This window comes from Chloroflexota bacterium (genome assembly GCA_020850535.1).
In the GTDB taxonomy this organism is placed as follows: domain Bacteria; phylum Chloroflexota; class UBA6077; order UBA6077; family JACCZL01; genus JADZEM01.
In genome coordinates, this window is record JADZEM010000187.1 from 55,409 (window position 1) to 78,702 (window position 23,294).

At 67.9% G+C, this 23,294-nt stretch carries 21 protein-coding genes; 17 read left to right on the forward strand and 4 right to left on the reverse strand.

The genetic code is table 11. From position 1 onward, the window contains the following. Positions 1-33 precede the first annotated feature (33 nt). The 4 genes from IT306_26495 (at position 34) to IT306_26510 (ending at position 4,231) form a co-directional block, all read left to right on the forward strand. Positions 34-921: an aldo/keto reductase gene (locus IT306_26495; GenBank protein ID MCC7371993.1), complete on the forward strand. Its 888-nt coding sequence runs from the start codon at positions 34-36 to the stop codon at positions 919-921. 90 nt (positions 922-1,011) lie between these two features. Further along, entirely contained in the window at positions 1,012-2,181 is a 1,170-nt protein-coding gene (locus IT306_26500) for an aldo/keto reductase (GenBank protein MCC7371994.1), read from the forward strand. 165 nt (positions 2,182-2,346) lie between these two features. After that, complete coding sequence (locus IT306_26505) at positions 2,347-3,459, forward strand: hypothetical protein (GenBank protein ID MCC7371995.1); 1,113 nt, start codon at positions 2,347-2,349, stop codon at positions 3,457-3,459. Positions 3,460-3,511: 52 nt separating this feature from the next. Beyond that, on the forward strand, positions 3,512-4,231 hold the full coding sequence (locus tag IT306_26510) for a hypothetical protein (GenBank protein ID MCC7371996.1): 720 nt from the start codon (positions 3,512-3,514) through the stop codon (positions 4,229-4,231). Positions 4,232-4,453: 222 nt separating this feature from the next. On the opposite strand, the gene IT306_26515 is transcribed toward IT306_26510, so the two are convergent. Both IT306_26515 and mftG read right to left on the reverse strand, forming a co-directional pair. Further along, positions 4,454-5,011, reverse strand: coding sequence for a dihydrofolate reductase family protein (locus IT306_26515; GenBank protein ID MCC7371997.1), 558 nt, complete (start codon positions 5,009-5,011; stop codon positions 4,454-4,456). A gap of 72 nt (positions 5,012-5,083) precedes the next feature. Continuing rightward, the gene (mftG, locus tag IT306_26520) at positions 5,084-6,634 is read right to left on the reverse strand and encodes a mycofactocin system GMC family oxidoreductase MftG (protein MCC7371998.1); all 1,551 of its coding nucleotides are present in this window, start codon (positions 6,632-6,634) and stop codon (positions 5,084-5,086) included. Between the two features lie 323 nt (positions 6,635-6,957). On the opposite strand from mftG, the gene IT306_26525 reads away from it, so the two are divergent. From IT306_26525 to IT306_26580, 12 genes are all read left to right on the forward strand, one after another. Beyond that, positions 6,958-7,821: a MurR/RpiR family transcriptional regulator gene (locus tag IT306_26525; GenBank protein ID MCC7371999.1), complete on the forward strand. Its 864-nt coding sequence runs from the start codon at positions 6,958-6,960 to the stop codon at positions 7,819-7,821. 34 nt (positions 7,822-7,855) lie between these two features. Further along, positions 7,856-9,235, forward strand: a complete 1,380-nt coding sequence (locus IT306_26530) for an acyclic terpene utilization AtuA family protein (GenBank protein MCC7372000.1) — start codon at positions 7,856-7,858, stop codon at positions 9,233-9,235. Then, entirely contained in the window at positions 9,232-9,564 is a 333-nt protein-coding gene (locus tag IT306_26535; protein ID MCC7372001.1) for a DUF4387 domain-containing protein, read from the forward strand. Before IT306_26530 ends, IT306_26535 begins: the two co-directional genes overlap by 4 nt. A 68-nt stretch (positions 9,565-9,632) precedes the next feature. Further along, positions 9,633-11,315: an ABC transporter substrate-binding protein gene (locus IT306_26540; protein MCC7372002.1), complete on the forward strand. Its 1,683-nt coding sequence runs from the start codon at positions 9,633-9,635 to the stop codon at positions 11,313-11,315. A 9-nt stretch (positions 11,316-11,324) separates the two neighbouring features. Continuing rightward, on the forward strand, positions 11,325-12,332 hold the full coding sequence (locus IT306_26545) for an ABC transporter permease (GenBank protein ID MCC7372003.1): 1,008 nt from the start codon (positions 11,325-11,327) through the stop codon (positions 12,330-12,332). Positions 12,333-12,421: 89 nt separating this feature from the next. Then, a complete protein-coding gene (locus IT306_26550; protein ID MCC7372004.1) occupies positions 12,422-13,270 on the forward strand; it encodes an ABC transporter permease in 849 nt (282 codons plus the stop codon). A gap of 21 nt (positions 13,271-13,291) precedes the next feature. Beyond that, the gene (locus IT306_26555) at positions 13,292-14,626 is read left to right on the forward strand and encodes a hypothetical protein (protein MCC7372005.1); all 1,335 of its coding nucleotides are present in this window, start codon (positions 13,292-13,294) and stop codon (positions 14,624-14,626) included. 276 nt (positions 14,627-14,902) lie between these two features. Next, positions 14,903-16,330: an extracellular solute-binding protein gene (locus tag IT306_26560; protein ID MCC7372006.1), complete on the forward strand. Its 1,428-nt coding sequence runs from the start codon at positions 14,903-14,905 to the stop codon at positions 16,328-16,330. 170 nt (positions 16,331-16,500) lie between these two features. After that, positions 16,501-17,415: a sugar ABC transporter permease gene (locus tag IT306_26565; GenBank protein ID MCC7372007.1), complete on the forward strand. Its 915-nt coding sequence runs from the start codon at positions 16,501-16,503 to the stop codon at positions 17,413-17,415. Beyond that, positions 17,415-18,287: a carbohydrate ABC transporter permease gene (locus IT306_26570; protein ID MCC7372008.1), complete on the forward strand. Its 873-nt coding sequence runs from the start codon at positions 17,415-17,417 to the stop codon at positions 18,285-18,287. The genes IT306_26565 and IT306_26570 overlap by 1 nt, the downstream gene beginning before the upstream one ends. A gap of 261 nt (positions 18,288-18,548) precedes the next feature. Further along, complete coding sequence (locus IT306_26575; GenBank protein MCC7372009.1) at positions 18,549-19,472, forward strand: NAD(P)-dependent oxidoreductase; 924 nt, start codon at positions 18,549-18,551, stop codon at positions 19,470-19,472. 86 nt (positions 19,473-19,558) lie between these two features. Then, positions 19,559-20,341, forward strand: a complete 783-nt coding sequence (locus tag IT306_26580; protein ID MCC7372010.1) for a 3-oxoacyl-ACP reductase FabG — start codon at positions 19,559-19,561, stop codon at positions 20,339-20,341. A gap of 29 nt (positions 20,342-20,370) precedes the next feature. Here the strand turns inward: IT306_26580 and IT306_26585 are convergent, their stop codons facing one another. Both IT306_26585 and IT306_26590 read right to left on the reverse strand, forming a co-directional pair. Continuing rightward, a complete protein-coding gene (locus tag IT306_26585; GenBank protein MCC7372011.1) occupies positions 20,371-21,081 on the reverse strand; it encodes a hypothetical protein in 711 nt (236 codons plus the stop codon). A 46-nt stretch (positions 21,082-21,127) separates the two neighbouring features. Further along, positions 21,128-22,723: an amidohydrolase gene (locus IT306_26590; GenBank protein MCC7372012.1), complete on the reverse strand. Its 1,596-nt coding sequence runs from the start codon at positions 22,721-22,723 to the stop codon at positions 21,128-21,130. 143 nt (positions 22,724-22,866) lie between these two features. On the opposite strand from IT306_26590, the gene IT306_26595 reads away from it, so the two are divergent. Continuing rightward, a complete protein-coding gene (locus IT306_26595; GenBank protein ID MCC7372013.1) occupies positions 22,867-23,241 on the forward strand; it encodes a DUF971 domain-containing protein in 375 nt (124 codons plus the stop codon). Positions 23,242-23,294: the final 53 nt, after the last annotated feature.

Sequence of the window (23,294 nt, forward strand, 5' to 3'; positions counted from 1 at the left end):
GACCGTCACCTGTCAGAGAAGGAATCAAGCACCATGACCGAGAGGAATCCCCTCGTTACCCTGAACAACGGCGTCGAGATGCCGGCCCTCGGGCTCGGCGTCTTCCAGAATCCCCCCGCACAGACCGTGGGCGCGGTCGAATCGGCGATCGGCGCGGGCTACCGGCTGATCGACACCGCCGCCGCGTACGGCAACGAGCCTGAGGTGGGCGAGGGGATCCGGCGCAGCGGCATCGACCGCTCCGAGATGTTCATCGAGACGAAGGTCTGGATCACCGACTACGGCTACGACGACGCCCTGCACGCGTTCGACAAGAGCGCCCGGAAGCTGGGCGTCGAGCAAATCGACCTGCTGCTCCTGCATCAGCCGCTGTCGTCGGCCTTCGACCGCACCCTCGACGCCTACCGGGCACTGGAGAAGCTGCTCGCCGACGGCGAGGTCCGCGCCATCGGCGTGAGCAACTTCATGCCCGAGCGGTTGGAGCGTCTGCTGAGCGAGGCGTCCGTCGTGCCCGCCGTGAACCAGATCGAGCTTCATCCCTACTTCCAGCAGACCGCGCTGCAGCGACTGCACGCCGAGCACGGCATCCTGACGCAGGCCTGGTCGCCCATCGGCGGCATCACGTCGTACCGGGGCGGTGAGGTGAGCACCTTCGACGACCCGACGCTGTTTGAGATCGGCCGTCTGCACGGCAAATCGGCCGCCCAGGTGATGCTGCGCTGGCACCTGCAAGCGGGGCGCTCCGCGATCCCAAAGTCGGTCAAGCCGGCCCGCATCGCGGAGAACTTCGACGTTTTCGACTTCGAACTCTCCGGCGACCAGATCGCCGCGATCGACGCGCTCGACACGGGCGTGCGCGGCGGACCGGACCCCGACAGCATCACCCTCGAGAAATACGGCTTTGAGATCCCCGAGGCGTGAAGCCGCTCCGGCAGTCGTACGCTGGCCGCGGCCCAGGCAACTTCACGCCGGGCGCTCGGGGATCTGGCTCTCGCGAGAGGACACTCAGACATGGCAACACAACATACACACGGAATCGGACGGCGCTCCTTCCTGTTGTCGGCGGGCAGCCTCGCCGCCGTACCGATGCTGGGAAACCTTGCCACGCCGGCTGCCAGGCAGGCCCATGCACAGGCGCCAGGATCGACCAGGCAAGCCGCCGCCGAGGTGACGGGACGCCGAAAGTTGGGCTCGCTGGAGGTCTCCAGCATCGGGCTCGGCGTTCAGAACATGAGCCGCAAGTACGAAATGACGGTGCCGTACCGCCCGGAGATGATCAACATCATCCGGGCAGCTTACGACCACGGCGTCACGTTCTTCGATACGGCCGAGGCGTACGGGCCTTTCGAGTGCGAGCGCATTCTCGGCGAAGCAATCGAGTCGTTCCGCAACCAGGTCGCCATCACGTCCAAATTCGGGTGGGACATCGACCCTGACACCGGTCAGCGGACTGGTGGCCTCAACAGCAAGCCGGACCACGTCAAGCGCGCGGTCGAAGGGTCGCTCACGCGCCTTCGCACCGACCGCATTGATCTCCTCTACCAGCACCGGGTCGATCCTGAAGTCCCGATCGAAGATGTAGCAGGCGCGGTGAAGGATCTGATGGACCAGGGCAAGGTCCTGCACTGGGGCCTCTCGGAGATGGGGCCAGGCACGCTCCGCCGGGCGCACGCCACGCTCCCGGTCACCGCCGTCCAGAACGAATACTCGATGCTGTGGCGCGGGCCCGAGCAGGATGTTCTCCCCCTCTGTGAGGAGCTAGGAATCGGCTTCGTCCCGTGGAGCCCGCTCGGTGTGCAGTTCCTCACCGGCGCCATCGACGCGAATACGCGGTTCGCCCCCGGTGACATCCGTGGCGTCGAGTCCCGCTTCTCGCCGGAGAACCTTCCGCACAACCTGGGACTCGTCGAGGTGGTCAAACGCTGGGCCGAGCAGAAGGGCGCCACTCCCGCCCAGATCGCGCTCGCCTGGCTGCTGGCGCAGAAGCCATGGATCGTGCCCATCCCTGGGACGACCCAGATGTCGCACTTGCTCCAGAACGTCGGCGCCGCCGACGTGACGTTCGCGCCGAGCGAACTCGCCCAGCTGAATGCAGATGCCTCAGCAATCCAGATACGTGGGCAGCGCCTACCTGATCAGGTGCTGGTCTTTTCTGGCATCGAGGCCCCTCCAAAGCCATGAGGCGTCCTGAGCACCAGGACAGCAGGACGCAGAAACCCTGCGACACGGGGCTGAGCTACGGACATAGCCCCGCGACGGCCCCGGCGCGCAGACGGTACGCAGCGCCGGATCGGCCACCGAGCACTGACAGGCCATCTTGAAGGGATCGGTTCCATGATTGACCGCATGTGGCCCAGTACGTCACTTCGCCGAGCTGCTCTGATCGGCGTGCTTCTGCTCGCCATGCTCGCATGGTCGATCACCGGCTCCGCGCAAGAGCTCAAGAACGTCCAGGACCCATCAGCGCCCTTGATGCTGAAGAGTCGCGGCAGCTTCCTCGTGGGCGGGCAGTCGGTGGCGCACACGCCCGCCCAGTTGTCGTCGTTCACAGGCCAGCCGCTCGAGACCGGCGGCCACGTCACGGTCAACCAGATGTATGTCGAGTACATGGTGCCCACGCCAGACAACGGCGTCCCGGTCGTCATGCTGCACGGGGCCACGTTGAGCGGCAAGTCGTACGACACCACTCCGGATGGCCGCATAGGCTGGTACGAATACTTCGTCCGCCATGGGCATCCGGTCTACGTCCCGGATCAAGTCTCGCGTGCACGGTCCGGCGTCGATATCGCGACTTACAACGAGGTCCGTGCCGGACTGCAGCCGGCCAGCAACCTGCCCAACTTCTGGCGCTTCCCCGACGAGCTGGTCTGGACGCAGTTCCGCTTCGGCCCCGCCTTCGGCACCGCCTTTCCCGACGGGCAGTTTCCCGTGGAGGCCGTGGCTGAACTGTCGCGGCAGGCCATCCCCGACTTCAACACTGTGCTGCCCACGCCGAACCCGAACATCGCAGCGATGGCGAATCTGGCGGCCCAGCTCAACGGAGCTGTGCTCCTCGGGCATTCGCAGACCGGCTCACTGCCGTTGGACGCGATCCTGGCCAACCCGAACGCCGTCAAGGCAGCGGTCCTGGTCGAGCCGGGCGGCTGCCGCGCGTCGAGGTGGACCGATGAGGAGATCGCGACCCTGGCGACGAAGCCGATCCTGGCGATTTTCGGCGACAACCTGGATGCCCAGACCGGCACGATCGTGAGCTGGCGGAACCAGCACAACGACTGCCAGGCATTCATTGCGCGCGTCAATGCCGCCGGTGGCCACGCCGAGATGCTGCACCCCCCCGACCTGGGCATCCGTGGGAACAGCCACATGATCATGATGGACCGGAACAGCCTGCAGATCGCCGACCTGATCTTGCAGTGGGTCGGACGCAGCACAGCGGCCGGCGGCACAGAGGGTCGATAACATGCAACCGCACGCCGCGACCGACCCCACGCGCGACTGCGCGACAGGGACGATGCTCGGGAGCCACAAGCCGATCCTCCTGCGCCGGCGCTCGTTCCTACGGGGCGCGCTCCTCGGCGCAGCGGGGGTCGTCATCGGCGCCCAGATGAGCGGCTGCTCCACGTCTTCGCCGCCCCTCGTGGGAGCCAGGTCCGCGCAGGCATCTGAATCACCGGCCACCGCGAGCGCCAGGCCCGCCCCGACCCGGAGCAGAGTCCTGCTGGCCTATTTCTCACGGGCCGGCGAGAACTACTACTACGGCGGGCGCACTCAACTTGCCGTCGGGAACACCGAGGTGCTGGCAGGGATGATCGCCCAGGTCATCGGGTGCGACGTCCGCCGCATCGTGCCCACCGACCCCTACCCGAACGACTACTCCGAAACCGTCGAGCGGAACGTCCGGGAACAACGAGCCGACGCTCGTCCAGCCATCGCGAACCCGCTGGCCTCGATTGAGAGCTACGACACGGTGCTGCTGGGCAGCCCGATCTGGAACGTCAGAGCGCCCATGATCATGTCGACCTTCGTCGAAGGCCTCGACTTCGCCGGGAAGGCCGTCTTCCCGTTCACCACCCACGCAACGAGCGGCCTGGGCACGACGATGCGCGACTACGCCGCGTCGTGCCCCGGCGCGACTATCGGGGAGGGCCTCGCAGTGCGGGGCGAGGAGGTAGGAGACGCCGGCGCGGCGGTTGCCTCGTGGCTGCGACGTATCGGGCTGCTCTCGACCTGATGCGCCCCTATAGCCGGGGGAGCACCAGACACTGCTGACGTACAGCCCGATCCCGTCCCTGGCAATGGGCGCTCGACTCCGATCGTCGCCGCCACGAGAGCATGACGTGTCGGGAAACGGCGCGTCAAGCCCAACCCTGGCAGCGGCCGATCGGTCAGCCCCTACTCGACCTGGCCTGTGCTACGCATCGCTCGGGGCGACCGGGGCAACGAGGACCGATGGCTACCTCTTCGGCTCGTAGCGCAGCGCGACGGACCCCGAAGCGAACACCTGCCGGTTCGTGAGCCTGAGATCGAGGTATGTCGACAGGCCCGCGAAGATCGTCGGCCCGTGGCCGGCGAGTCTCGGCTGCACGACGAACTCATACTCGTCGATCAGCCCAAGCTCCGCCAACGCACGTGGCAGCGTGACGCCTCCCACGAACAGCCCGTCGCCCGACTCTTCCTTGAGCTGTTGAACGGCCTGCCCGAGATCCCCGCGCACCAGCTCGGCATTCCAATCGACCCGCTCCAGGGTGCTCGACACGACGTACTTCTTCGCGGCGTTGATGGTCTGGGCGAACGGGTGCATCCAGTCGGCCATCCACTCCGGCCACACGCCCGTCGCCGGCAGCCGCCACGCTGACTCCATCATGTCGTAGGTGACCCGGCCGAAGAGGAGCGCATCGGCCTGCGCGAGCCGCTCGGCCCAGAAGCGATGCGACTCCTCGTCTGGCAGGCCCGCTCGATGATCGCAACACCCGTCCAGGGTGATGTTGATGGCGTACCGCAGAGGCCGCATAGCGTGAACCGTCCCTCGTCGCAGGCTGCCACGCAATGGTAGCTGGAGGAATCCGTCAGCCGCCCCCGGACCTTAAGTTCCCCGCTTGATGAACTCGGCGATGCGTTCGCCGACCATCATGGTCGTCACGTTGGTGTTGGCACGGGGGCAGTCCGGCAGGATCGACGCGTCGACCACCCGCAGCCCCGCAAGTCCGTGCACCGTGCCGTACTGATCGACCACCGCCAGTGGGTCTGACGCCGGACCCATCTTGCAGGTGCCGCAGGAGTGCTGCCCGGTCGTGATGTCCCGTGCGATGAACTGGTCCAGCAGGTCGTCGTCGGCAAGCTCCTGGTCGGTTGGCTCGTTCCGCCCCGTGATGATCTCGCGGAAGGCCGGGTGCTCGAACAGGCGGGCAGCCAGTCGGATCATCTCGCGCATGCGGCGGCGGTCGAACTCATCCTCCAGGTAACGGTAGTCCAGCAGCGGCTTCGCGGTCGGATCGGCAGACTGCAGCCGAAGCTCGCCGGCGCTCATCGCCAGGTTCAACACCGGGTGGACCCGAATGCCCGTGGACACCCGCCAGTCGCCGCCGCGCTCCGGGCGCTCTGTCGCGTAGGACGACATGAACATCAGCAGGTCGTTCCAGAGATGGGAGCCCTCCGCCGTCCAGCGCAGCATCAACTGGATGTGCGGCGCGAACGGATCTTGCGGGTACTCTGGCCGCACGCTGCAGGACACGAAGATCATCGGATGATCGCGCAGATTCTGGCCGACGCCCGGCAGGTCGTGCAGCACCGGAATACCGATCTCCTGGAGGTGGTCGCGCGGGCCAACCCCCGAGAGCATCAGGATCTGGGGCGAGCCAATCGCGCCGGCGCTGAGGATGATCTCCTCGCCGTAGACGGTGAAGCGCTCGCCGCCGCTCTCGACCTCGACGCCCACGCAGCGCTTCCCCTCGAAGAGGAGCCGCTGCACCGTACACCGCGCCCGCACCGTGAGGTTGAGACGATGACGGGCCGGCATCAGATAGCCGATGGCGGTGCTCCAGCGGATGCCATCGGGGTTGTTCAGCGGAATCGGGCCGACGCCGGTGGCGTTCGGCTCATTGTGGTCGGGGACGTCTGCAAAGCCGGCATCCAGGCAGGCCTGGTAGAAGGCCCGCTGGTCGGGCAGCCAGTCGTCGGGCTTGAACCGGCGGGCGCGGATCGGACCGTCCGCCCCGTGGTGCTCCTGACCCCCGAAGTCGAGATCAGCCTCAAGCTTCTTGAAGCCGTCGATGCAGCATTCGTAGTCCCACGCGTCGTTGCCCCACTGCGCCCAGAGGTTGTAGTCCTCGGGGACGCCGCGCAGGAACACCTGCCCGTTGATGGCGCTCGATCCGCCAGTCACCTTGCCGCGCGGAATCGGGACGCTCTGGGCGGTGGCCGTACCCCGTCCGACGTACTCCCAATTGTGAGATGCGGTGGTGACCTCAGTGCCCGTCGCGTAGCCCCACTTCACCTCGTCGGGCAACTGCTCGACGCTGGCGTAGTCCGGTCCGGCCTCGACGAGCAGCACTGAGCGCTGGGGATCCTCGCTCAGCCGGGCGGCCAGGATGGCGCCGGCCGACCCCGCGCCGAGAATGATGTGGTCGTACTTCATCGGGCATGCTCCGGCCAGAAGTGAGGGGCCGCTCCCGCCGCATCGGCGCGGCGCGCGTCAGCCTGCAACGACGATGTCGTAAGGGGTGGCGCGCGGCCCGCATGCAGGATGGCAGCTTGCCACACGCGACGCAAGCAGCGCCCGCGGGCGGGAGCCCGCGAGCGCCGAGCATGACTCCGCCAGGGCAATCGCCCGGATCGATGCCGCGCGGAGGGACACACCATGGCCGAACCCACCGGACCTCGTCATGCAATGGTCATTGCATTTCTCGGCGGATGCCGCTATGCTGTGCAGCCTGGGGGTGGGGTGTGACCGGCGCCAGCATGACAGACGCCAGTGTGACGGGTCGGACGCTGCAAGAGGCCGTGGCGGCGGAGTTCGCGGGCCTCGCGCCAAAGCAGCAGCGAGTGGCCCGGTTCATGGCAGCCAACGAAGCGCTCATCGCCTACACGTCGGCGAACGAGGTCGCCCGCCGGCTGGAGGTCGATCCGGCCACCGTCGTGCGGTTGGCGCGCGCGCTCGGCTACGCTGGCTACCCGGATCTCCAGCGGCAGATCCGCACCCGCATTCCTCACCACTACCCGTCAATCGACGCGGCCGGTCACGATCCCGACGGCAGCAGCCCTGTGGAGCGGGCCATCGTGCAGGGGCAGGGCAACCTCCAGGCGACCCTCGACGCTACCACTGCCGAGCAGGTCGAGCGCGTCGTCGAGATGCTGGCCCAGGCTCGCCGCGTGCTCGTCTTCGGGAGCGGCGTCGCCAGCGGCCTCGTGATGTTCCTCACCAGCTCCCTTCAGACGCTCGGCCTGCCGGTCGACGGCGAGATCGGCGAGGGGCTGAACGTCGTTCAGCGGCTGTCGCTGCTGGATGAGCGCGATCTGGCGATGGGCGTCGGGTTCTATCGCTACCCCCGGCAGACCGTCGGGGCGCTCACGGAGGTCCGCAACGCCGGGGTTCCCAGCGTCGCTTTCACCGACAGCCCCCTGTCGCCGCTGGCCGGGGTCGCGCGGGTCACCCTGTGCGCGCCCGTCGAAAGCATCTCGCACCGCGTCTCGCTCGTCGGCCCGTGCGCGCTGGCCGATGCCCTGATCGCGGCCTACTCCTCGCGCCACCCGGACGCCGTCGCCGCGAGCTTGCGCCGCCTGGACGCGCGATACCGCACCGCCAGATTGCTGGTGAACAACTGATGCTGATGCTCCGGATGTCAGCCTGGAGGATGTCGTGCCACGCATGATGACCACGCTCTCCGCAACGGGCGCGCTCGGTCACGAGCCGATCCACCGTGACTCCTTCTTCGAGGGGATCAAGCAGCCGCTCGACTTCATCGGTGCGGACGCCGGCAGCGGCGACAGCGGCCCGTTCTTCCTCGGGGCCGACGCGCCGATGAACCCCCGCGAGTGGGAGGAGCACGACCTCGAATTGCTGCTCTGCGCCGCGCGCGAGCGCAAGATCCCGATGATCATCGGATCGGCCGGCGGCGCGGGGACGACACGCGGCGTGGACGACTACATCCAGATCATCCGCGAGCTGACCGCCAGGCACCGGCTGGAGCCGTTCCGGCTGGCCCGAATCACATCGGAAGTGCCGCTCGACTACCTCCGCGAGCGGATGCAGACCGAGCAGATCAAGCCACTCGGCGCTGCGACGCCCCTGACGCCCGAGCTGCTCGACCGCACCAGCCGAGTCGTGGCAATGATGGGCGTCGAACCGTACTTCAAGGCGTTTGACCTGGGGGCGGATGTCGTCATCGCCGGGCGCTCCTGCGACGACGCCATCTACGCGTCGCTGCCGCTGCGTGCCGGCTTCCCCAAGGGTCTCTCGTTCCACCTCGGCAAGACACTGGAATGCGCCTCGCTGGTCGGGACGCCGTCGATGGCGAAAGAGACCATCGTCGGGCGCATCACCGATGAGTATGTCGAGCTGGAGCCGATGCACCCGGCCCAGCGCTGCACGCCCGAGTCCGTCGCCGGTCACTCGCTCTACGAGCGGGCGCACCCGTACCGGCAAGCCTACCCTGGCGGCGTCCTCGACACCGGCGGCACGACCTACGAGCAGGTCAGCGAGCGCGCCACGCGCTACTGGGGAAGCCAGTTCGTCGAGGACGCCGAATACCGCGTCAAGCTGGAGGGCGCGGGCCTCGTCGGCTTCCGCGCGCTGACCATCGGCGCGGTTCGCGACCCCATCGCCATCGACAGCCTGGACTGGGTGCTGGACGCCGTGCGCCAGCGGACCCGCGAACAGTACAGCCAGCTGATGGAGGGTCCGGGCCAGGACTATCAGATCGTCTTCCACCAGTACGGCAAGAACGGTGTCATGGGTCCGCTCGAACCAGTCAAGCAGTCGCTGGCCCACGAGATCTGCATCGTGACGGAGGTCGTGGCGCGCACCCAGGAGATCGCGGATCTGGTTGCGCGCTTCACCCTCTACCGGCTGCTCTTCCCGACCTTCGCCGGGCAGAAGGCGACCGCCGGCGGTATCGCGATGCTGCGCGACGAAGTGCTGCAAGGTCAGCCGTCCTACCGCTGGACCGTCGATCACCTGCTCCCCATCGCCGATCCGCTCGCCCTCTTCCCCATCACGATCGAGGAGATCGGGGCATGACCGCGACACAGCCGCTGCACCGGCTTGCCAAGACGATTCGCAGCAAGAACGCCGGGGCCAATCACTTCACGCTTGACATCATCTTCGACAACTTCGAGACCTACGAGCGCGTCCGCGAAACGGATGTCATCACGCGCGACCTGATCCGCGACCTCTACGGGGTCGAAGACACGCAGATCGCGCAGTTCGTTCACTACCCGCCCGGCAACGCCATCAAGATCACCCTTCGACGGCCCATCACCAGCGGCGACGTAGGCGACTCCGATGTCTATGGCTGCCAGCAGTACATCCCGCTGCTCACCATCCCGATTCCATGGGACGACGCCTGAACGCCATCTCGTACTGGAGGCCCGTCACGATGATCCGAGACGATTCGACCTCACGAGCCCGGCCGTCGATGCCTGGGAAGCTGTCACGGCGAGCGCTACTCCAGCAGGTTGCCCTGTACGGCGGCGCGGCGCTGCTGGCGACGGCGTGCGGCCAGACGCCGGCCCCGGCCGCCCCGGCGAAGCCTGCCGAGAGTAAGCCGGCCGACGCGGCCAAGCCAGCGGCGTCGGCGCCAGCCCCGACTACCGCCCCCGCGGCGAAGCCCACGGAGGCCGCGAAGCCTGCCGAAGCTGCAAAGCCCGCCGAGCCGAAGCCGGCCGCGAAGGCTCAGCGCCCGCAGCTCATCGTGGCGCAGGTGGCCGACATCCAGACGCTCGATCCGACGATGCACCGTCAGCGGCAGACCCAGAACGTCCATCAGCTCATCTTCGACTCGGTGGTCCACCGGACGAACGACCTTCAGCTGCAGGGCCGGCTTGCCGAATCGTGGAAGCAGGTCGACGAGAAGACGTTTGAGCTGAAGATGCGGGCCGGCGCGAAGTGGCACGACGGCAAGCCGGTCACCGCGAAGGACGTCAAGTTCAGCTTCGACCGCACGTTGGACCCGGCCCGCAAAGCCCCACGGGCTGGCCTGCTGGACATGGTGGCTTCCACTGAAGCCCCGGACGACACGACCGTGGTCGTCAAGACGAACCGGGCCGATCCCCTGACCCTGGTCTTCCTGAACTACCACGCGATCACCCCGATGGCCGCCGTTCAGGAGAAGGGCGACGCCTTCTTCAACGCGCCGATTGGCGCAGGGCCGTTTCTGTTCAAGGAGTGGAAGAAGGACGAGCGGGTGGTGATGGAGGCGAATGACGCGTTCTGGGGCGGCGCGCCCACCATCGGCACGCTCATCTTCCGGCCGATCCCAGATCCGGCCACGATGCTGGCCGAGCTGGAGTCCGGCGGCATCGACATCGCGGCGGAGCTGCCGGCCTCGCTCGCCCCGCAGATCAAGGGCAATGCCAAGATCCAGTCGTTGACGGCCCCGAGTACCGTCGTCCAGTACATCGGGCTCAATACGACGAAGAAGCCGCTCGACAACGTCCAGGTGCGGCAGGCGCTCAATCATGCCGTGGACAAGAATGCCATCGTCAGCAGCCTGTTGAACGGACTGGCTACGCCGATCCCCGGGCCGCTCTTCCCCGAGGTGCGCGGCTTCGACAAGGCGGTCACCGGCTACGGCTTCGACCGCGAGAAGGCGAAGTCGCTGCTGGCGGCGGCGGGCCTGGCCGGCGGCTTCGAACTCACGCTCGACACGGCGGCCCCCACCAAGGAGCTGTCCGAGGCGATTGCGGGACAGTGGAAGCAGATCGGCGTCACGGCCAAAGTCAACGTGGTCGAGGCGGGCGTCCTGACCCAGAAGGTCACCGCTGGTGAGAGCGAAGCCTACTTCAGCTCCTGGGGTGACTCGTCAGCAGATGCCGGCGTCACCTACTACCGCCACTTCCACGGCGGGCAGCGCGCTCAGTTCAAGGACACCGGCTATGCGAAGCCGGACCTCGACAAGCTCATCGACGAGGGGCGTGTGGCCACCGACAACGCCAAGCGCCAGCAGGTCTTCGCCCAGGCGATGAAGATCATCGTGGACGATGCGCCATGGGTCTTCCTCTGGCAGCCGCAGACGCTGGCCGCTGCGCGCACGGGGGTCGGCGGTTTTGCGCCACGCATGGATGCCTACCTGTTCCTCGACAAGGTCACGAAGGCGTAGGGGCGGACGGTGACGCGGTACATGGCGCGGCGGCTGATCCTGCTCCTGCCGGTCCTGGTCGGCATCTCGGTGCTGACCTTCTCGATCATGCAGATCATCCCGGGCGACCCGGTGATGATCATGTTGCAGGGCCAGACCCACTCGCCTGAGGAGGTCGCCCGCATCAGGGCACAGTGGGGCCTCGACCGGCCGCCCGTCATCCAGTATCTCAACTACGCCCGCCAGCTCGCCGTCGGCGACTTTGGTCGGTCGTTCATGCTGCAACGGTCGGTGCTGCCGGTCCTGGCACAGTACGTGCCGGCCACCATCGAGCTGGCGGTGGTCAGCGTGCTCATCGCGCTGATCGTCGCCATCCCGCTCGGCGTCCTCTCCGCCATCAGGCAGCACTCGTGGATCGACCGCCTGGCGGCGCTGGTCGCGATCCTCGGGATCTCGATGCCAGGGTTCTGGCTGGGACTGTTGCTGATCATCGTGTTCGCCGTGACCCTCGGCGTGCTCCCCGTCTCGGGACGCCTCGAATACGCGGCCGGGCTGGAGGAGGTCACCGGGTTCTACCTGCTCGACAGCGTTCTGACGGGCAACCTGACGGCGTTCGTGGATGCCCTGGCGCACCTGATCATGCCGGCCACCGTCCTCGGCTCGTCGATGGCGGCCCACACGACGCGGCTGGTCCGCTCCAGCGTGCTGGAGGTGGCCCGGCAGGATTACGTCACCTATGCCCGCTCGAAGGGCCTCGGCGAGCGGGTGGTGGTGGTGCGCCACATGCTCCGCAATGCGCTGATCCCCACCATCACCATCGTCGGGATGCAGGCCGGCACGATCCTCGGCGGCGCCATCGTCATCGAAACGATCTTCGCCTGGCCGGGCCTGGGCCGCCTGACCGTCCAGGCCATCGGCGCGCGTGACTACTTCCTGCTCCAGGGCATCGTGCTGGTCTTCGCGGTGACACGGGTCGGCATCAACCTGCTCACGGACGTGCTCTACGCCGCGATCGATCCACGCATCCGGTTCTCGTAGACATGGCAGCGAGCAAGCAGGCGCCCGCGACCGGCGTCGTGACCCTGGCGGATACCGCCGCCATGCGCGTCCAGCCGGTCCGGACCGAGATCCACATCGTGCTGGGATTGCTGGCGCGGAACCGGCCGGCCATCTTCGGGGCTGTCCTTTACCTGGGCTGCATCCTGATCGCGATCCTGGCCCCGGTGCTGGCGCCGGCCGACCCGCAGGACCAGATGCTCACCAACCGTCTCAAGCCGCCAGTCTGGCTCACTGGCGGAACCTCGGAGCATATCCTCGGCGCGGACAACCTGGGGCGAGACATCCTGAGTCGGTTGCTCTACGGTGCGCGGGTCTCGATCCTCGTGGGCGCGGCCACCGTCACGGCGTGCGCCGTCCTCGGGAGCACGCTCGGGGCGATTGCCGGATACTGGCGTGGCCGGGTCGATGCCAGCCTGATGCTGGTGCTCGATATCTGGATGGCGTTTCCTTCGCTGGTGCTGGCGATTGCCCTCAGTGCTGCGCTCGGACCGAGCCTCGGCAACCTGATCCTCGCGCTGGTGCTGACCGGCTGGGTCGCCTACTGCCGGGTGGTGCGGGGCGAGGTGCTCTCCCTGCGCGAGCGCGAGTTCGTGCTGGCGGCCCGGGTGTGCGGCGCAAGCGGTGCGCGGATCGTTGCGCGCCACTTGCTGCCGAACGTCCTGGCGCCGATCCTCGTCCTGGCGACCCTCGAAATGGCGACGGTCATCATCGCCGAAGCAGCCCTGAGCTTTCTCGGACTGGGCGTCCAGGCTGACCAGCCGACGTGGGGCGGTATGCTCAACGACGGCAGGCAGTTCCTGCGCCAGGCCTGGTGGCTGGCGACATTCCCGGGCATCGCGATCTCGCTGCTGGTGCTCGGCATCAACCTGTTCGGCGACGGACTGCGCGACGCGCTCGATCCACGGCTGCGTCGCTGACGACCCAGGGGAGCGTGGGAGATGGAGACGACAACGGCCTCAGCCGATCTCGTGCTGCTTCGTGGGACGCCGGCCGAAGCCGGGGCAGCCTACGGGCGGGCGACCCGTGCCTGTATCCAGCGGTACGTAGCCGACTTCCTTACCAACGTCGAGGCTGAGGGGATCGGCCTCCCTGAGATCCAGCGGCGCACGGACCTCTACCACCGAATCGTGGACCGGCTCGCGCCCTGGTGGCACGAAGACGTAGCCGCCATCGCCTCAGCGGCCGGCGTCGCCACTGACGCCTATGCGGCCTACGTGGCGCAGAAGTACGTGATCCGAACGACGCGCCCGCCGTCGCCGCCGCCCGCCGAGCACGAGTGTACGTCGTTCGTCTCAGTTGGCCGTGCCAGCGCGTCAGGCGCGTCGATCCTTCACAAGAATCGTGACTCGGCCGCTCGGCCACAGGGCCTCTGGATTCGGCACGATGCTGGCTGCTACCGCTACCTGGCCGGCGGGGACAGCGGCGATCACGGCGTCATCCACTTTCTCAACGAAAAGGGGCTGGCCGGGGCCATGAACGCCGGCTCCGCGAGCAGCGACACGGCCCCGGACGGCTGGCCGACGCCGCAGATCCTGCGGCTGATCGCGGAGAAGGCCGCTTCCTGCCAGGAAGCCCTCGAGATCCTGCGAGAGATCGTGGGCCAGGGCTGGTACACCAACGGCGCACGCGGTTCGATCTGGTTCTTCGTGGATCGCGAGCGCGGCATGATCGTGGAGAACACCCGTCACGACCTTGACTACACCTGGATCGACGATCAAGTAGTCGCACGCGCGAACGACTTCCTGCTGCCGGGCACTCGGCGCTGGGCCGCCCCCGACGCCCTGACCAACACGCGCTACGTCTCGGCCCGCGACGGTGCAGCCGCGTTGAACGGACAGGTGACGCCGTTTGCCCTGACCTCTCTCGGCCGTGACGAGGCCACGCTCCCGCGAGCGATGTGCTCGGACTCGACGTTGTCTGGATTCTCGGCGTCGGTCGGCGAAGGACCGCTCGGCGCGCTGGTGTGCGTCGGCAATCCCGCCAGCGGCGTCGCCGTCCCGTTCTATGTCAAAGCCGCCGGCGTACCGTCCTTTGTCATGGACGGCCGGCTGTGGAGCGCCGCCGAGATGCGGCGGCGCGCCCGCGTATCTGCCACCTCGAACGGCTCCCCTGCCGTCCCGGACGTGTCGCAGGTGCAGCAGCGTATCCTGCACGAGCATGACGAGCAGGCAACGCGCTGGGTCCATCTGGACGCGACGGCGCGGGCCGAGGCGCTCACTGCCGCGTCGGCGCGCTGGTCAGGTCTGGCGTTCACGGCGTTGATCCAGCCGTAGCGGGCCGGCCAGGACGACGACGGTGATGCAGGCGACATCGCGACGTCAGCCCTGCGAGTCCGCTACACCGGCCCGTGGCGATACGCGAACGTCGTGGCCGCCGAGACCGCGTGCAGGAGACCGCGAGATCGGCCTGGGACCGCAGGATGCACCGGTCTTGCCACGAAACCCGAGTCCGATGTCGTCTTGGCGCTCGCGCTTCCGCGCGAGCTACGATGCCTCATAGGTCTGACGGACCGCATTGGAGCACTGCCGCTCCACTGGTGGGAGGCGAGGATGCGTACCCGAGCGTTCAGCCGACGGCGCTTTTTCGGCAAGATGGCGGGCATGGCCGGCGTGGCAGGCCTGATGGTAGCGGCGTCAGGATGCCAGTCGATCCAGGAGGCGCTCGGTCCCAAGACCGGCGGCTCGGGCGGCAGCGCGCCGGCCACCGTCCGCTACATGGGCCACTTCACGGCCCTCGGAGACACCGCCCGCGACCGCGCGCAGAAGCAGATCGAGGAGAAGTTCCGGGCGCAGAACGGCAACATCAGCATCCAGTGGGAGCAAACAGCCTGGGAGACCATCGGCGAGAAATACATGGCGGCGTGGTCCGCCGGGACGTCACCGGACATCAGCCTGTTCAGCCCGGCCAACACCACGCAGGCAGTCCGCCTCGGCTCACTGGAGGACTTGCAGCCGGCGTTCAAGCAGTGGCCGGAGAAGGATCAGAAGGATCTGTCCAAGGCGTGGTGGGATACTGGCGCCTACGACGGCAAGAAGTACATCGCGCCGCTGCTGCTGTTCGGGGACATGCTGCTCTACCGCAAGAGCCTGTTTGACGCGGTCGGCGTCAATATCGCCGAGATCAAGACCTGGAAGCAGTTCACCGAAGCCTGCCAGAAGGTCGTCGTCGACGGCCAGGGCCGCAACCCGACGCAGGCCGGCTTCGACGAGTCCACGGTGAAGGTCTGGGGCTGGCACCAGTTCGCTGCGCGCGGGTCCGGCGCCGGCATCCCACGCTTCGATCAGTTCACCTGGGACCGCCTCAACCGGCCCGACCTCGGGCCGCCGGACTGGAAGGCAGACCACTGGACCGATCCGGCCATCGTGGAGACGATCCAGATGGTGGTGGACTGGGTGCTCAAGGACAAGATCCAGCCTCGGTCCTCGCTGACCTACAACCTGGAAGACGCTGACAACAAGTTCGTCAGCGGCCTCTCGGCGACGTACCAGTTCGGCACCCACCGCTACGGCTCCTGGCGCGAGAAGATGCAGTTCCCGCCGGAGGATGCGGTCTGGGGCCGCTACCCGACCTGGGACGGCAAGCGCTACGGCCCGGTCCTCGTGAACCACTGGTCGATGGGTGTCTCGAACAAGTCGAAGGTCAAGGATCAGGCCATCAAGCTGACTGGGTTCTGGATGGGGCCGGATGCCGACCTGGTGATGTCGGATGTCGCCGGGCAGCAGCCACGGCGGGCCAGCATCACCGACAACAAGGTGTTCGACCGCCCGGATCTCTCGTTCGTGCGCCTGTTCAGCAAGGCGGCCCAGGAGTGGTCCGAGCCGCTCACCAACCCGCCGGTCCGCGCCAGCGACATCTACATTCAGGCATACCACCAGATGGTGAACGAGGGTACGCCCGTCGTGAAGGCGATGAGCGAAGCCCGCGACGCCTACCACAAGCTGCTGGCTGAGATCCCGGCCGACAAGCTGCCGAAGTAGGCACGTCCGCACCTGTCTTTCAACGCCGCGGCAGCGCCGTCACCTCGTCGGCGCGTTGCCGCTCTCGGGTCGCCCGCCCCGCCGGCCGAGAGGCCGGCGTGTGGCGGGCCGCCGCGCACGTCGTTCGTCGATCCCTCGCGGCTCCATCTGGATCGACGCCTGGGAAGGTGATGCAGCAACAGACCCTCGCGGCTCCCCGTTCCGCCACGCCAGCGCGACGCCAGAAGTTCGACCTCCTGCCGTATCTGATGGTCGCCCCGGCGCTGCTGGCCATCGGCGTCTTCAGCCTGCTGCCGACGCTCTACGGCATGTTGATCAGCGTGTACCGCGTCGAGTTCGTGCAGTTGCTGACGTTCGTCGGCTTCGCGAACTACCTGGATGTCCTGGCCGATCCGAAGTTCTGGAACAGCGTTCGGGTCTCGTTCACCTTCACTGCCGCCTCGGTACTTCTGAGCGTCAGCATCGGCTTCGCGCTGGCGCTGGTGGCGAACCAGAGCGTCCGTTTCCGGAGCGCGTTTCGTACCGTCGCGCTGCTGCCCTGGGTCACCTCCTACGTGGTGACGTACCTGATCTTTCGCTGGATCCTGAACGCCGACTACGGCCTGCTCAACGCCCTGTTCGTGGAAGGGTTCGGCTGGCCACGCATCCAGTGGCTTGGCAACCCGGTCCTGGCGATGGCCTGCCTGATCGTCGTGAACGTCTGGCGGGGGGCGCCGTACGCGATGGTGCTGCTGCTGGCTGGCCTCCAGGGCATCCCGGGCGAGCTGTACGAGGCGGCCGCCATCGACGGCGCGGGCCGCTGGCGGCTCTTTCTGTCGATCACGCTCCCGCTGATGAAGACGGCGATCCTGGTTCTCGTCGTGCTGACCACCATCGCCGACTTCAACGTCGTCGTGGCGATGCTCGTCCTGACCGGCGGCGGCCCTGGCACGGCCACCGAGTCGATGAGCCTGCGGATGTACTACGAGGCGTTCGTGAACGCGCGGATGGGTACGGCCTCGGCGGTCGCCATGATCATCTTCGGCATCAACTTGTTGCTGACGCTGGTCTACGTCCGCGTGCTCAAGACGGAGCGATACTACTGATGGCCAGCAGCACGCTCCCCCTGGAGAAGCCGACTCATGCCGCCGGATCCCGCTGGGACGCAGCGCGCGTCGCCGTCTACGGCGTCATGGGGCTGGTCAGCGTCTCGTCGCTGCTGCCGTTCGTCTGGGCGTTCCTGACCTCGCTGAAGGTCGAGCGGCAGGTGTACGCCTTCCCGCCGCAGATCCTGCCCAACCCCGCGACGGCGTACAACTACCTGCAGGCGATCCAGCACGGACTGCTGCTGGCGCTGTTCAACAGCCTGTTCATCTCGCTGATGACCGTGCTGCTGGTGCTGGCGGCCGGCTCGCTGGCGGCCTACGCCCTGGCCCGGATCACGTTTCGCGGCAGCCAGTTCGTCCTCTTCCTGATCCTGGTGCCGATGATGATCCCGGGGCTGGTGAACCTCGTGCCCACCTACATCATCATGGCGAAGCTGGGCCTGCTGGACAGCTACCAGGGGCTGATCCTGATCTACTGGGTACACTCGCTGCCGCTGGCGATCTGGGTGCTGCGCGGCTTCTTCCACGAGGTGCCCCACGAGCTCGAGGACGCCGCGTCCGTGGACGGCGCGTCCCGACTGCGGATCCTCTGGTCGATCATGATCCCGCTCTCGCAGCCGGCCCTGGCGGCGGTGGCGCTGCTGGTCTTCCTCAACTCCTGGAACGAGTTCGTCATCGCGTCGATCATGACCTCGTCGTCGCTGATGCGGACGGCCCAGGTCTTCCTGTACCTGCACATGACCGACGTGGGCGTCAACTGGGGCGAGATGATGGCGTCCGGGCTGGCAACCAACCTGCCGGTGCTCGCGCTGTTCCTGCTGCTGCAACGACGGTTCATCGCCGGGCTGACGGCGGGCGCGCTGAAGACCTGACCGGCGCCGATTCAGGCGGCAACTGAGCACCGATTCTGGGTCCACGGCGCCGTGCTGGACTGCGATCGGGGCGGGCGGCCTCCGGAGGCCGCCCGCCCACAGCCTGTCTGTCGATCCGCGCCGCGGTCCGTGCACCTCGCTGCTGCCCGTAGGCTCCAGCATCTGACGCCAACCGTCGAGGGCGGCGAACGGCGCGGCCACACGACCGGCCGTGACGTTCTACACTTCTCCGACCAGGACTCGGCGGCGGAGGACGACACCATGACGCGGGTGGGTTGGCTTGGGCTGGGCGCGATGGGGATGCCGATGGCGCGGCGACTCGTGGGTGCCGGGTACACCGTCACGGGCTTCGACCCGATGCCGGGCGCGCGGGAGACGTTCACGTCGGCTGGCGGCGTCTCGGTCCCAACTGCCGCCGAGGCCTGCGCCGGGGCGGACCTCGTCTTCATCACCGTAGCCACGCCAGACCAGACGATGGCCGCGATGTTCGGTCCGAGCGGCGGCGCAAGCGAGCTTCAGGCCGGCTCGACGGTCATCGTGATGAGCACGGTCGGTCCGGCCGCCGTACGCGAGCTCGAGCAGCGGCTGGGCGGCCAGGGCGTCCGCGTGCTCGACGCTCCGATGAGCGGCGGCGTCGCCCGCGCCGAGCGTGGCGATCTGGTGGTGATGGTCGGCGGCCCCCGCGCCCTCTTCGACTCGCTGGCTGAGGAGCTGAACGCCCTCGGCAGCACTGTCGCCTACGTCGGCGAGCAGGTCGGCGAGGGGCAGGCGTTGAAGCTGGTGAACCAGTTGCTGGCCGGCGTCCACATCGCCGCCGCCGCCGAGGCCCTCGGCTTCGCCGCCGCCCTGGGGCTGGACCCACGCGCCGCCTGGGAGGTCGTGCGGCATGGGGCAGCCGGCTCGTTCATGCTGAACGACCGTGGCGCGCGGATGCTGGATGCCGAGTTCGAGCCGGTCCGGAGCGCCCTGGACATCTTCGTCAAGGACATGGGGCTGGTGGTGGGCGCGGCCAAGGCCCACAAGCTCCCGACGCCCCTGGCGGCGGCCGCCGAGCAGTTGTACCTCGCCGGTTCAGCCGAGGGGCTGGGCCGCCGCGACGACTCGGCGGTCGTCACCCTCTTCGAGCGGTGGGTGGGCCGGTCGGTCTCCGACAAGCACGAGCAGCATTCCGACCGCCAGGAGTAGCATCGATCCATCACACGGCGTTCGCCGGCCGCTCCACGGTGGCAGCCGTACCGGGCAGCCTCACACTTCACGAGCAGGACTGAGCCATGATGCTGGAAGGTCGTCGTGCCCTGGTCACGGGCGCAGGTATGGGTATCGGACAGGGGATCGCGCTGGAGCTGGCCCGCGCGGGTGCGGACGTCGTCGTCCACTACGCCAACAGCGCCAGCGGTGCAGAGGACACAGCGGCCCAGATCCGCGCGATGGGCCGCTCGGCGCACGTCGTGCAGGGCGATCTGGCGAAGGTCGCCGACTGCCGGAAGATCGTGGATGGCGCGGTCGCGGCGCTCGGCGGCCTGGACATCCTGGTCAACAATGGCGGCGTCACCCGGTCCGTCGACTTCACCGAGATGTCGGAGGAGTTGTACGACGAAGTCTTCAACATCAACATGCGCGGCTACTTCTTCTGCGCGCAGCAGGCCGCGCCGCACCTTGACGCACGCGGACACGGGGCCATCGTCAACATCTCGTCGGTCCACGGCTGGGCCGGCGCGCCTCAGCACACGGCCTATGCGGCCACCAAAGGCGCGATCAACGCCTTCACCCGTCAACTCGCCATCGAGCTGGCCCCGCGTGGCATCCGTGTCAACTGCATCGCGCCGGGCCTCATCGAGGTGCCGCGCTACTTCGACGATCCGGACTACACGACTGAGTCTGGCGCGGCCCGCGTGCCGATCGGGCGCGTCGGCCTGCCGAAGGACATCGGGCCGGCCGTGGCGTTCCTCTGCTCCGAAGGGGCCGGCTTCATCACCGGTCAGGTGATCTACGTGGATGGCGGCTCCACGGCGCGGCTGAACGCCCGGCCCACGCCGCCGAACGCCACCCGCTGAGCACGGTCAGCCCCCGCGCTCCGGACGCCCTACCGACGCACCACGCCCGTCAGCGGATACGACGCGGCCACGTAGCAGAGTCCGTCGTCGCCACGCTGCACGAGGTGGATGTCGCGAATCTCCAGGGTGCGGGCGCCCGGGTCGGCGAACAGGCCCGTGTGCTCCTGGATCAGCGCCCGGGCCTGCTCGAAGGCGGCGCGGTCTGGCAGGCCGGACATCAGCGTCCAGTGCGGCGCGAATCGTTCCAGCGCCCGGGCCTCGCCGAAGCGTACGTACAGCTCATGCAAGCGGGCATGCCCGGTGGCGGGCGGGGGGCTGCAGAACGTCGCCGTGTGCAGCGAGTTGATCGTGGTGGCGAGCAGCCGGTGGAGACGGTCGAGCGCGCCATCGGCAGAGTCGAAGCGGGCGACGAGCGCCTCTGGTGCGGCGTGGAAGTCGTCGTAGAACCGACCGTTCGTCAAGGTGAACGGGGCCACGCGCGACGCGATCCAGGCCGTCCGGGCCTCGATCTCGTCAAGGTCGGCGTCGGCGTACTCGATAGCGCCACCGGTGATCGTACAGTGAACGCCGTACGGCGGCGCACCGCCGAGCCAGCTCGTCAGCGTGGCCGCGTCCAGGAACGGCGCGAGACTCGACGCCTGCCGTACGCGTGACCAGATCTCGTAGCCGAGGATGCTCGACACGGCCCGGTGAAACGGGTGGTCCGCCTCGACCACCAGAAAGACCCCGATCTGTACCATGCGCTCCTCACTGGTCAGTGTCGTGACACGTCGGAACGACCGGGCGCTACTGCGCGCTCCACACGCGCTGCCCGCCCACGTAGGTTGCCAGCACCGGCACCGCCCCGATCCGGTCGTGCGGAACAGCCGTCGGGTCGTCGCCCAGCACGACGAAGTCGGCCAGGAAGCCCGGCGCAAGCTGTCCCTTGTACTGGCTCTCGCCTGACGCCTGCGCGCCGGCCGTGGTGTAGAGCCGCAGCGCCTCCAGCGGTGCGATCCGCTGGCTCGGCCCGATGGACGCCCCATCCGACCCCTGCCGCGTGACGCAGCTCTGCATCGCCAGCAGCGGCTCGAATGGCCCGCACGGATAGTCTGACGAGCCGGCCACGCCGACGCCCAGGTCAAGGAACGACCGGTGCGCGAACATCCGCTCGGCACGCGCTGCGCCGTACCATTCCAGCAATCGGCCGCCGTGGTAGTGGACGTAGCTGCCGAACGGCACGCCGATCATCCCCAGCTTGCCCATCCGGGCCAGGATCTGGTCGGTGATGACCGAGCAATGCTCGATGCGATGGTGGGCCTCGGGGCGCGGGTTCGCGGCATCGGCTTCCTCGATCAGGTCGAGCAGCAGCGCGATGGCCCGGTCACCGTTGGCGTGGACGGCCAGCCGGCTGCCCGCGTTGTGGACGCGCTGCACCATCGTCCGAAGGTCGTCGGCCGAGGTCGTCTGCATGCCGTGGTACTCGGTCCCCTCGAACGGCTGCTCCAGGAGACAGGTCCGCCCGCCGATGGCCCCGTCCACAAACCCTTTGATCCCGCCGATCCGCAGGTGGTGGTCGCCAAATCCAGTCCGCAGGGCCAGCGACTCATAGGCGCCGAACGCATCGTAGGAAAGCAGCATGTTGATCCGGGCGGACAGGATGCCGCGCCGCCGCGCCTCCTGGTACAGCTCGAGATCGCGCGGGCCAACGAGCGCATCACCGAGCGAGGTCAGGCCGGCCGCGTGAAACATGGCCAGGGCGCGTTCCAGGCCGCCGAGCCGATCCTCCAGCGTGGCGGCCGGCACGATCGTCGGGCCGTTGGCGACGGCCGGGTAGGCGAACTCGAACAGCCCACGCTCGTAGAGGACGCCGTTGAGCCGCCCGGCCGCGTCCCGACCGTACTCCCCGCCCTCCGGGGCCACCGAATCGTCGGTCAGTCCGCCCAACTCCAGCGCCTTCGAGTTGACCACGCCCCAGTGGCCCGCCACCTGCACCACCAGCACCGGATGATCGGGCGCGACTTCGTCCAGATCCCAGCGGGTCAGCAGCCGTCCCTCGGCCATTTTGGCGTCGTCGTAGCGGCTGGCGCGAATCCAGGAGCCGGGCGGCATCCGCACCGCCTGATCGAGCACGGCGCGCGTCAACTCGGCCAGTGAGCCGACCACGCCGGCCGACACGTCGAGGTTGAGCAGGTCTTCGGCCACGATGGACGGGTGAATGTGCGCGTCGTTGAAGCCGGGGACGATCGCGCCATCCCCCAGGTCCGCGACGGCAGCCTCAGGGAAGCGTGCGCGGAGGTCCGCCAGCACACCGACGGCCACGATCCGCTCGCCCGCCACCACGAACGCCTCTGGCTCGGCATCGGTCAACGCGATGACCCGGCGCGCCCGAAAAATCTCCACAGCGGCCCTCCAGCATCCCGGCTCGGTTGGCGAGATGGTAGCCGGTCGGCTGCCTGGCCGCTGCAGCCCCGTCCGATGGCAATCCGGCCCTGTCCGATGGCAAGAGGGCCGTGTCACGGTCGCTCGGGTACACTCACTGGAGTATGAGCACGACGCCGCTGAACTTCATCCCGACCTACATCGAGCTTGACCGCGACCGTCAACGACTGCTCGTCCGCTGGGCTGACGAGCACGAATCGTCGATGGGCTGGGAGTACCTCCGCTGGCGCTGCCCGTGCGCCGAGTGCAGCGGCGAGGGCGGCATGCCCGGGCTGCTCTCCAGCCTTCCCATGTTCAAGCCCGGCCAGACCATCATGAACGACATCAACCTGACGGGCCGCTACGGCGTGACGCCCGTCTGGGGCGACGGCCACAGCCTGGGGATCTACACGTTCCGGATGCTCAGAACGATCTGCCCGTGCACGGCATGCGTCGACGAGCGCGGCGGCGAAGCGCCGAAGGGCCGCATCGACTACTGATCGTGGGATCGTGGATGCGTAATACTGGCCGGTCAGTCGTGAACGACCGGGTC

Excerpts from the sequence above, each read along its gene's own strand:
- IT306_26535 (MCC7372001.1), top strand. The coding sequence starts at position 9,232 with ATGACCGCGACACAGCCGCTGCACCGGCTTGCCAAGACGATTCGCAGC.
- IT306_26585 (MCC7372011.1), bottom strand. The coding sequence starts at position 21,081 with ATGGTACAGATCGGGGTCTTTCTGGTGGTCGAGGCGGACCACCCGTTT.
- IT306_26510 (MCC7371996.1), top strand. The coding sequence starts at position 3,512 with ATGCTCGGGAGCCACAAGCCGATCCTCCTGCGCCGGCGCTCGTTCCTA.
- IT306_26555 (MCC7372005.1), top strand. The coding sequence starts at position 13,292 with ATGGAGACGACAACGGCCTCAGCCGATCTCGTGCTGCTTCGTGGGACG.
- IT306_26595 (MCC7372013.1), top strand. The coding sequence starts at position 22,867 with ATGAGCACGACGCCGCTGAACTTCATCCCGACCTACATCGAGCTTGAC.
- IT306_26525 (MCC7371999.1), top strand. The coding sequence starts at position 6,958 with ATGACAGACGCCAGTGTGACGGGTCGGACGCTGCAAGAGGCCGTGGCG.
- IT306_26540 (MCC7372002.1), top strand. The coding sequence starts at position 9,633 with ATGCCTGGGAAGCTGTCACGGCGAGCGCTACTCCAGCAGGTTGCCCTG.
- IT306_26570 (MCC7372008.1), top strand. The coding sequence starts at position 17,415 with ATGGCCAGCAGCACGCTCCCCCTGGAGAAGCCGACTCATGCCGCCGGA.
- IT306_26505 (MCC7371995.1), top strand. The coding sequence starts at position 2,347 with ATGTGGCCCAGTACGTCACTTCGCCGAGCTGCTCTGATCGGCGTGCTT.
- IT306_26575 (MCC7372009.1), top strand. The coding sequence starts at position 18,549 with ATGACGCGGGTGGGTTGGCTTGGGCTGGGCGCGATGGGGATGCCGATG.
- IT306_26560 (MCC7372006.1), top strand. The coding sequence starts at position 14,903 with ATGCGTACCCGAGCGTTCAGCCGACGGCGCTTTTTCGGCAAGATGGCG.
- mftG (MCC7371998.1), bottom strand. The coding sequence starts at position 6,634 with ATGAAGTACGACCACATCATTCTCGGCGCGGGGTCGGCCGGCGCCATC.
- IT306_26565 (MCC7372007.1), top strand. The coding sequence starts at position 16,501 with ATGCAGCAACAGACCCTCGCGGCTCCCCGTTCCGCCACGCCAGCGCGA.
- IT306_26580 (MCC7372010.1), top strand. The coding sequence starts at position 19,559 with ATGATGCTGGAAGGTCGTCGTGCCCTGGTCACGGGCGCAGGTATGGGT.
- IT306_26500 (MCC7371994.1), top strand. The coding sequence starts at position 1,012 with ATGGCAACACAACATACACACGGAATCGGACGGCGCTCCTTCCTGTTG.
- IT306_26515 (MCC7371997.1), bottom strand. The coding sequence starts at position 5,011 with ATGCGGCCTCTGCGGTACGCCATCAACATCACCCTGGACGGGTGTTGC.
- IT306_26495 (MCC7371993.1), top strand. The coding sequence starts at position 34 with ATGACCGAGAGGAATCCCCTCGTTACCCTGAACAACGGCGTCGAGATG.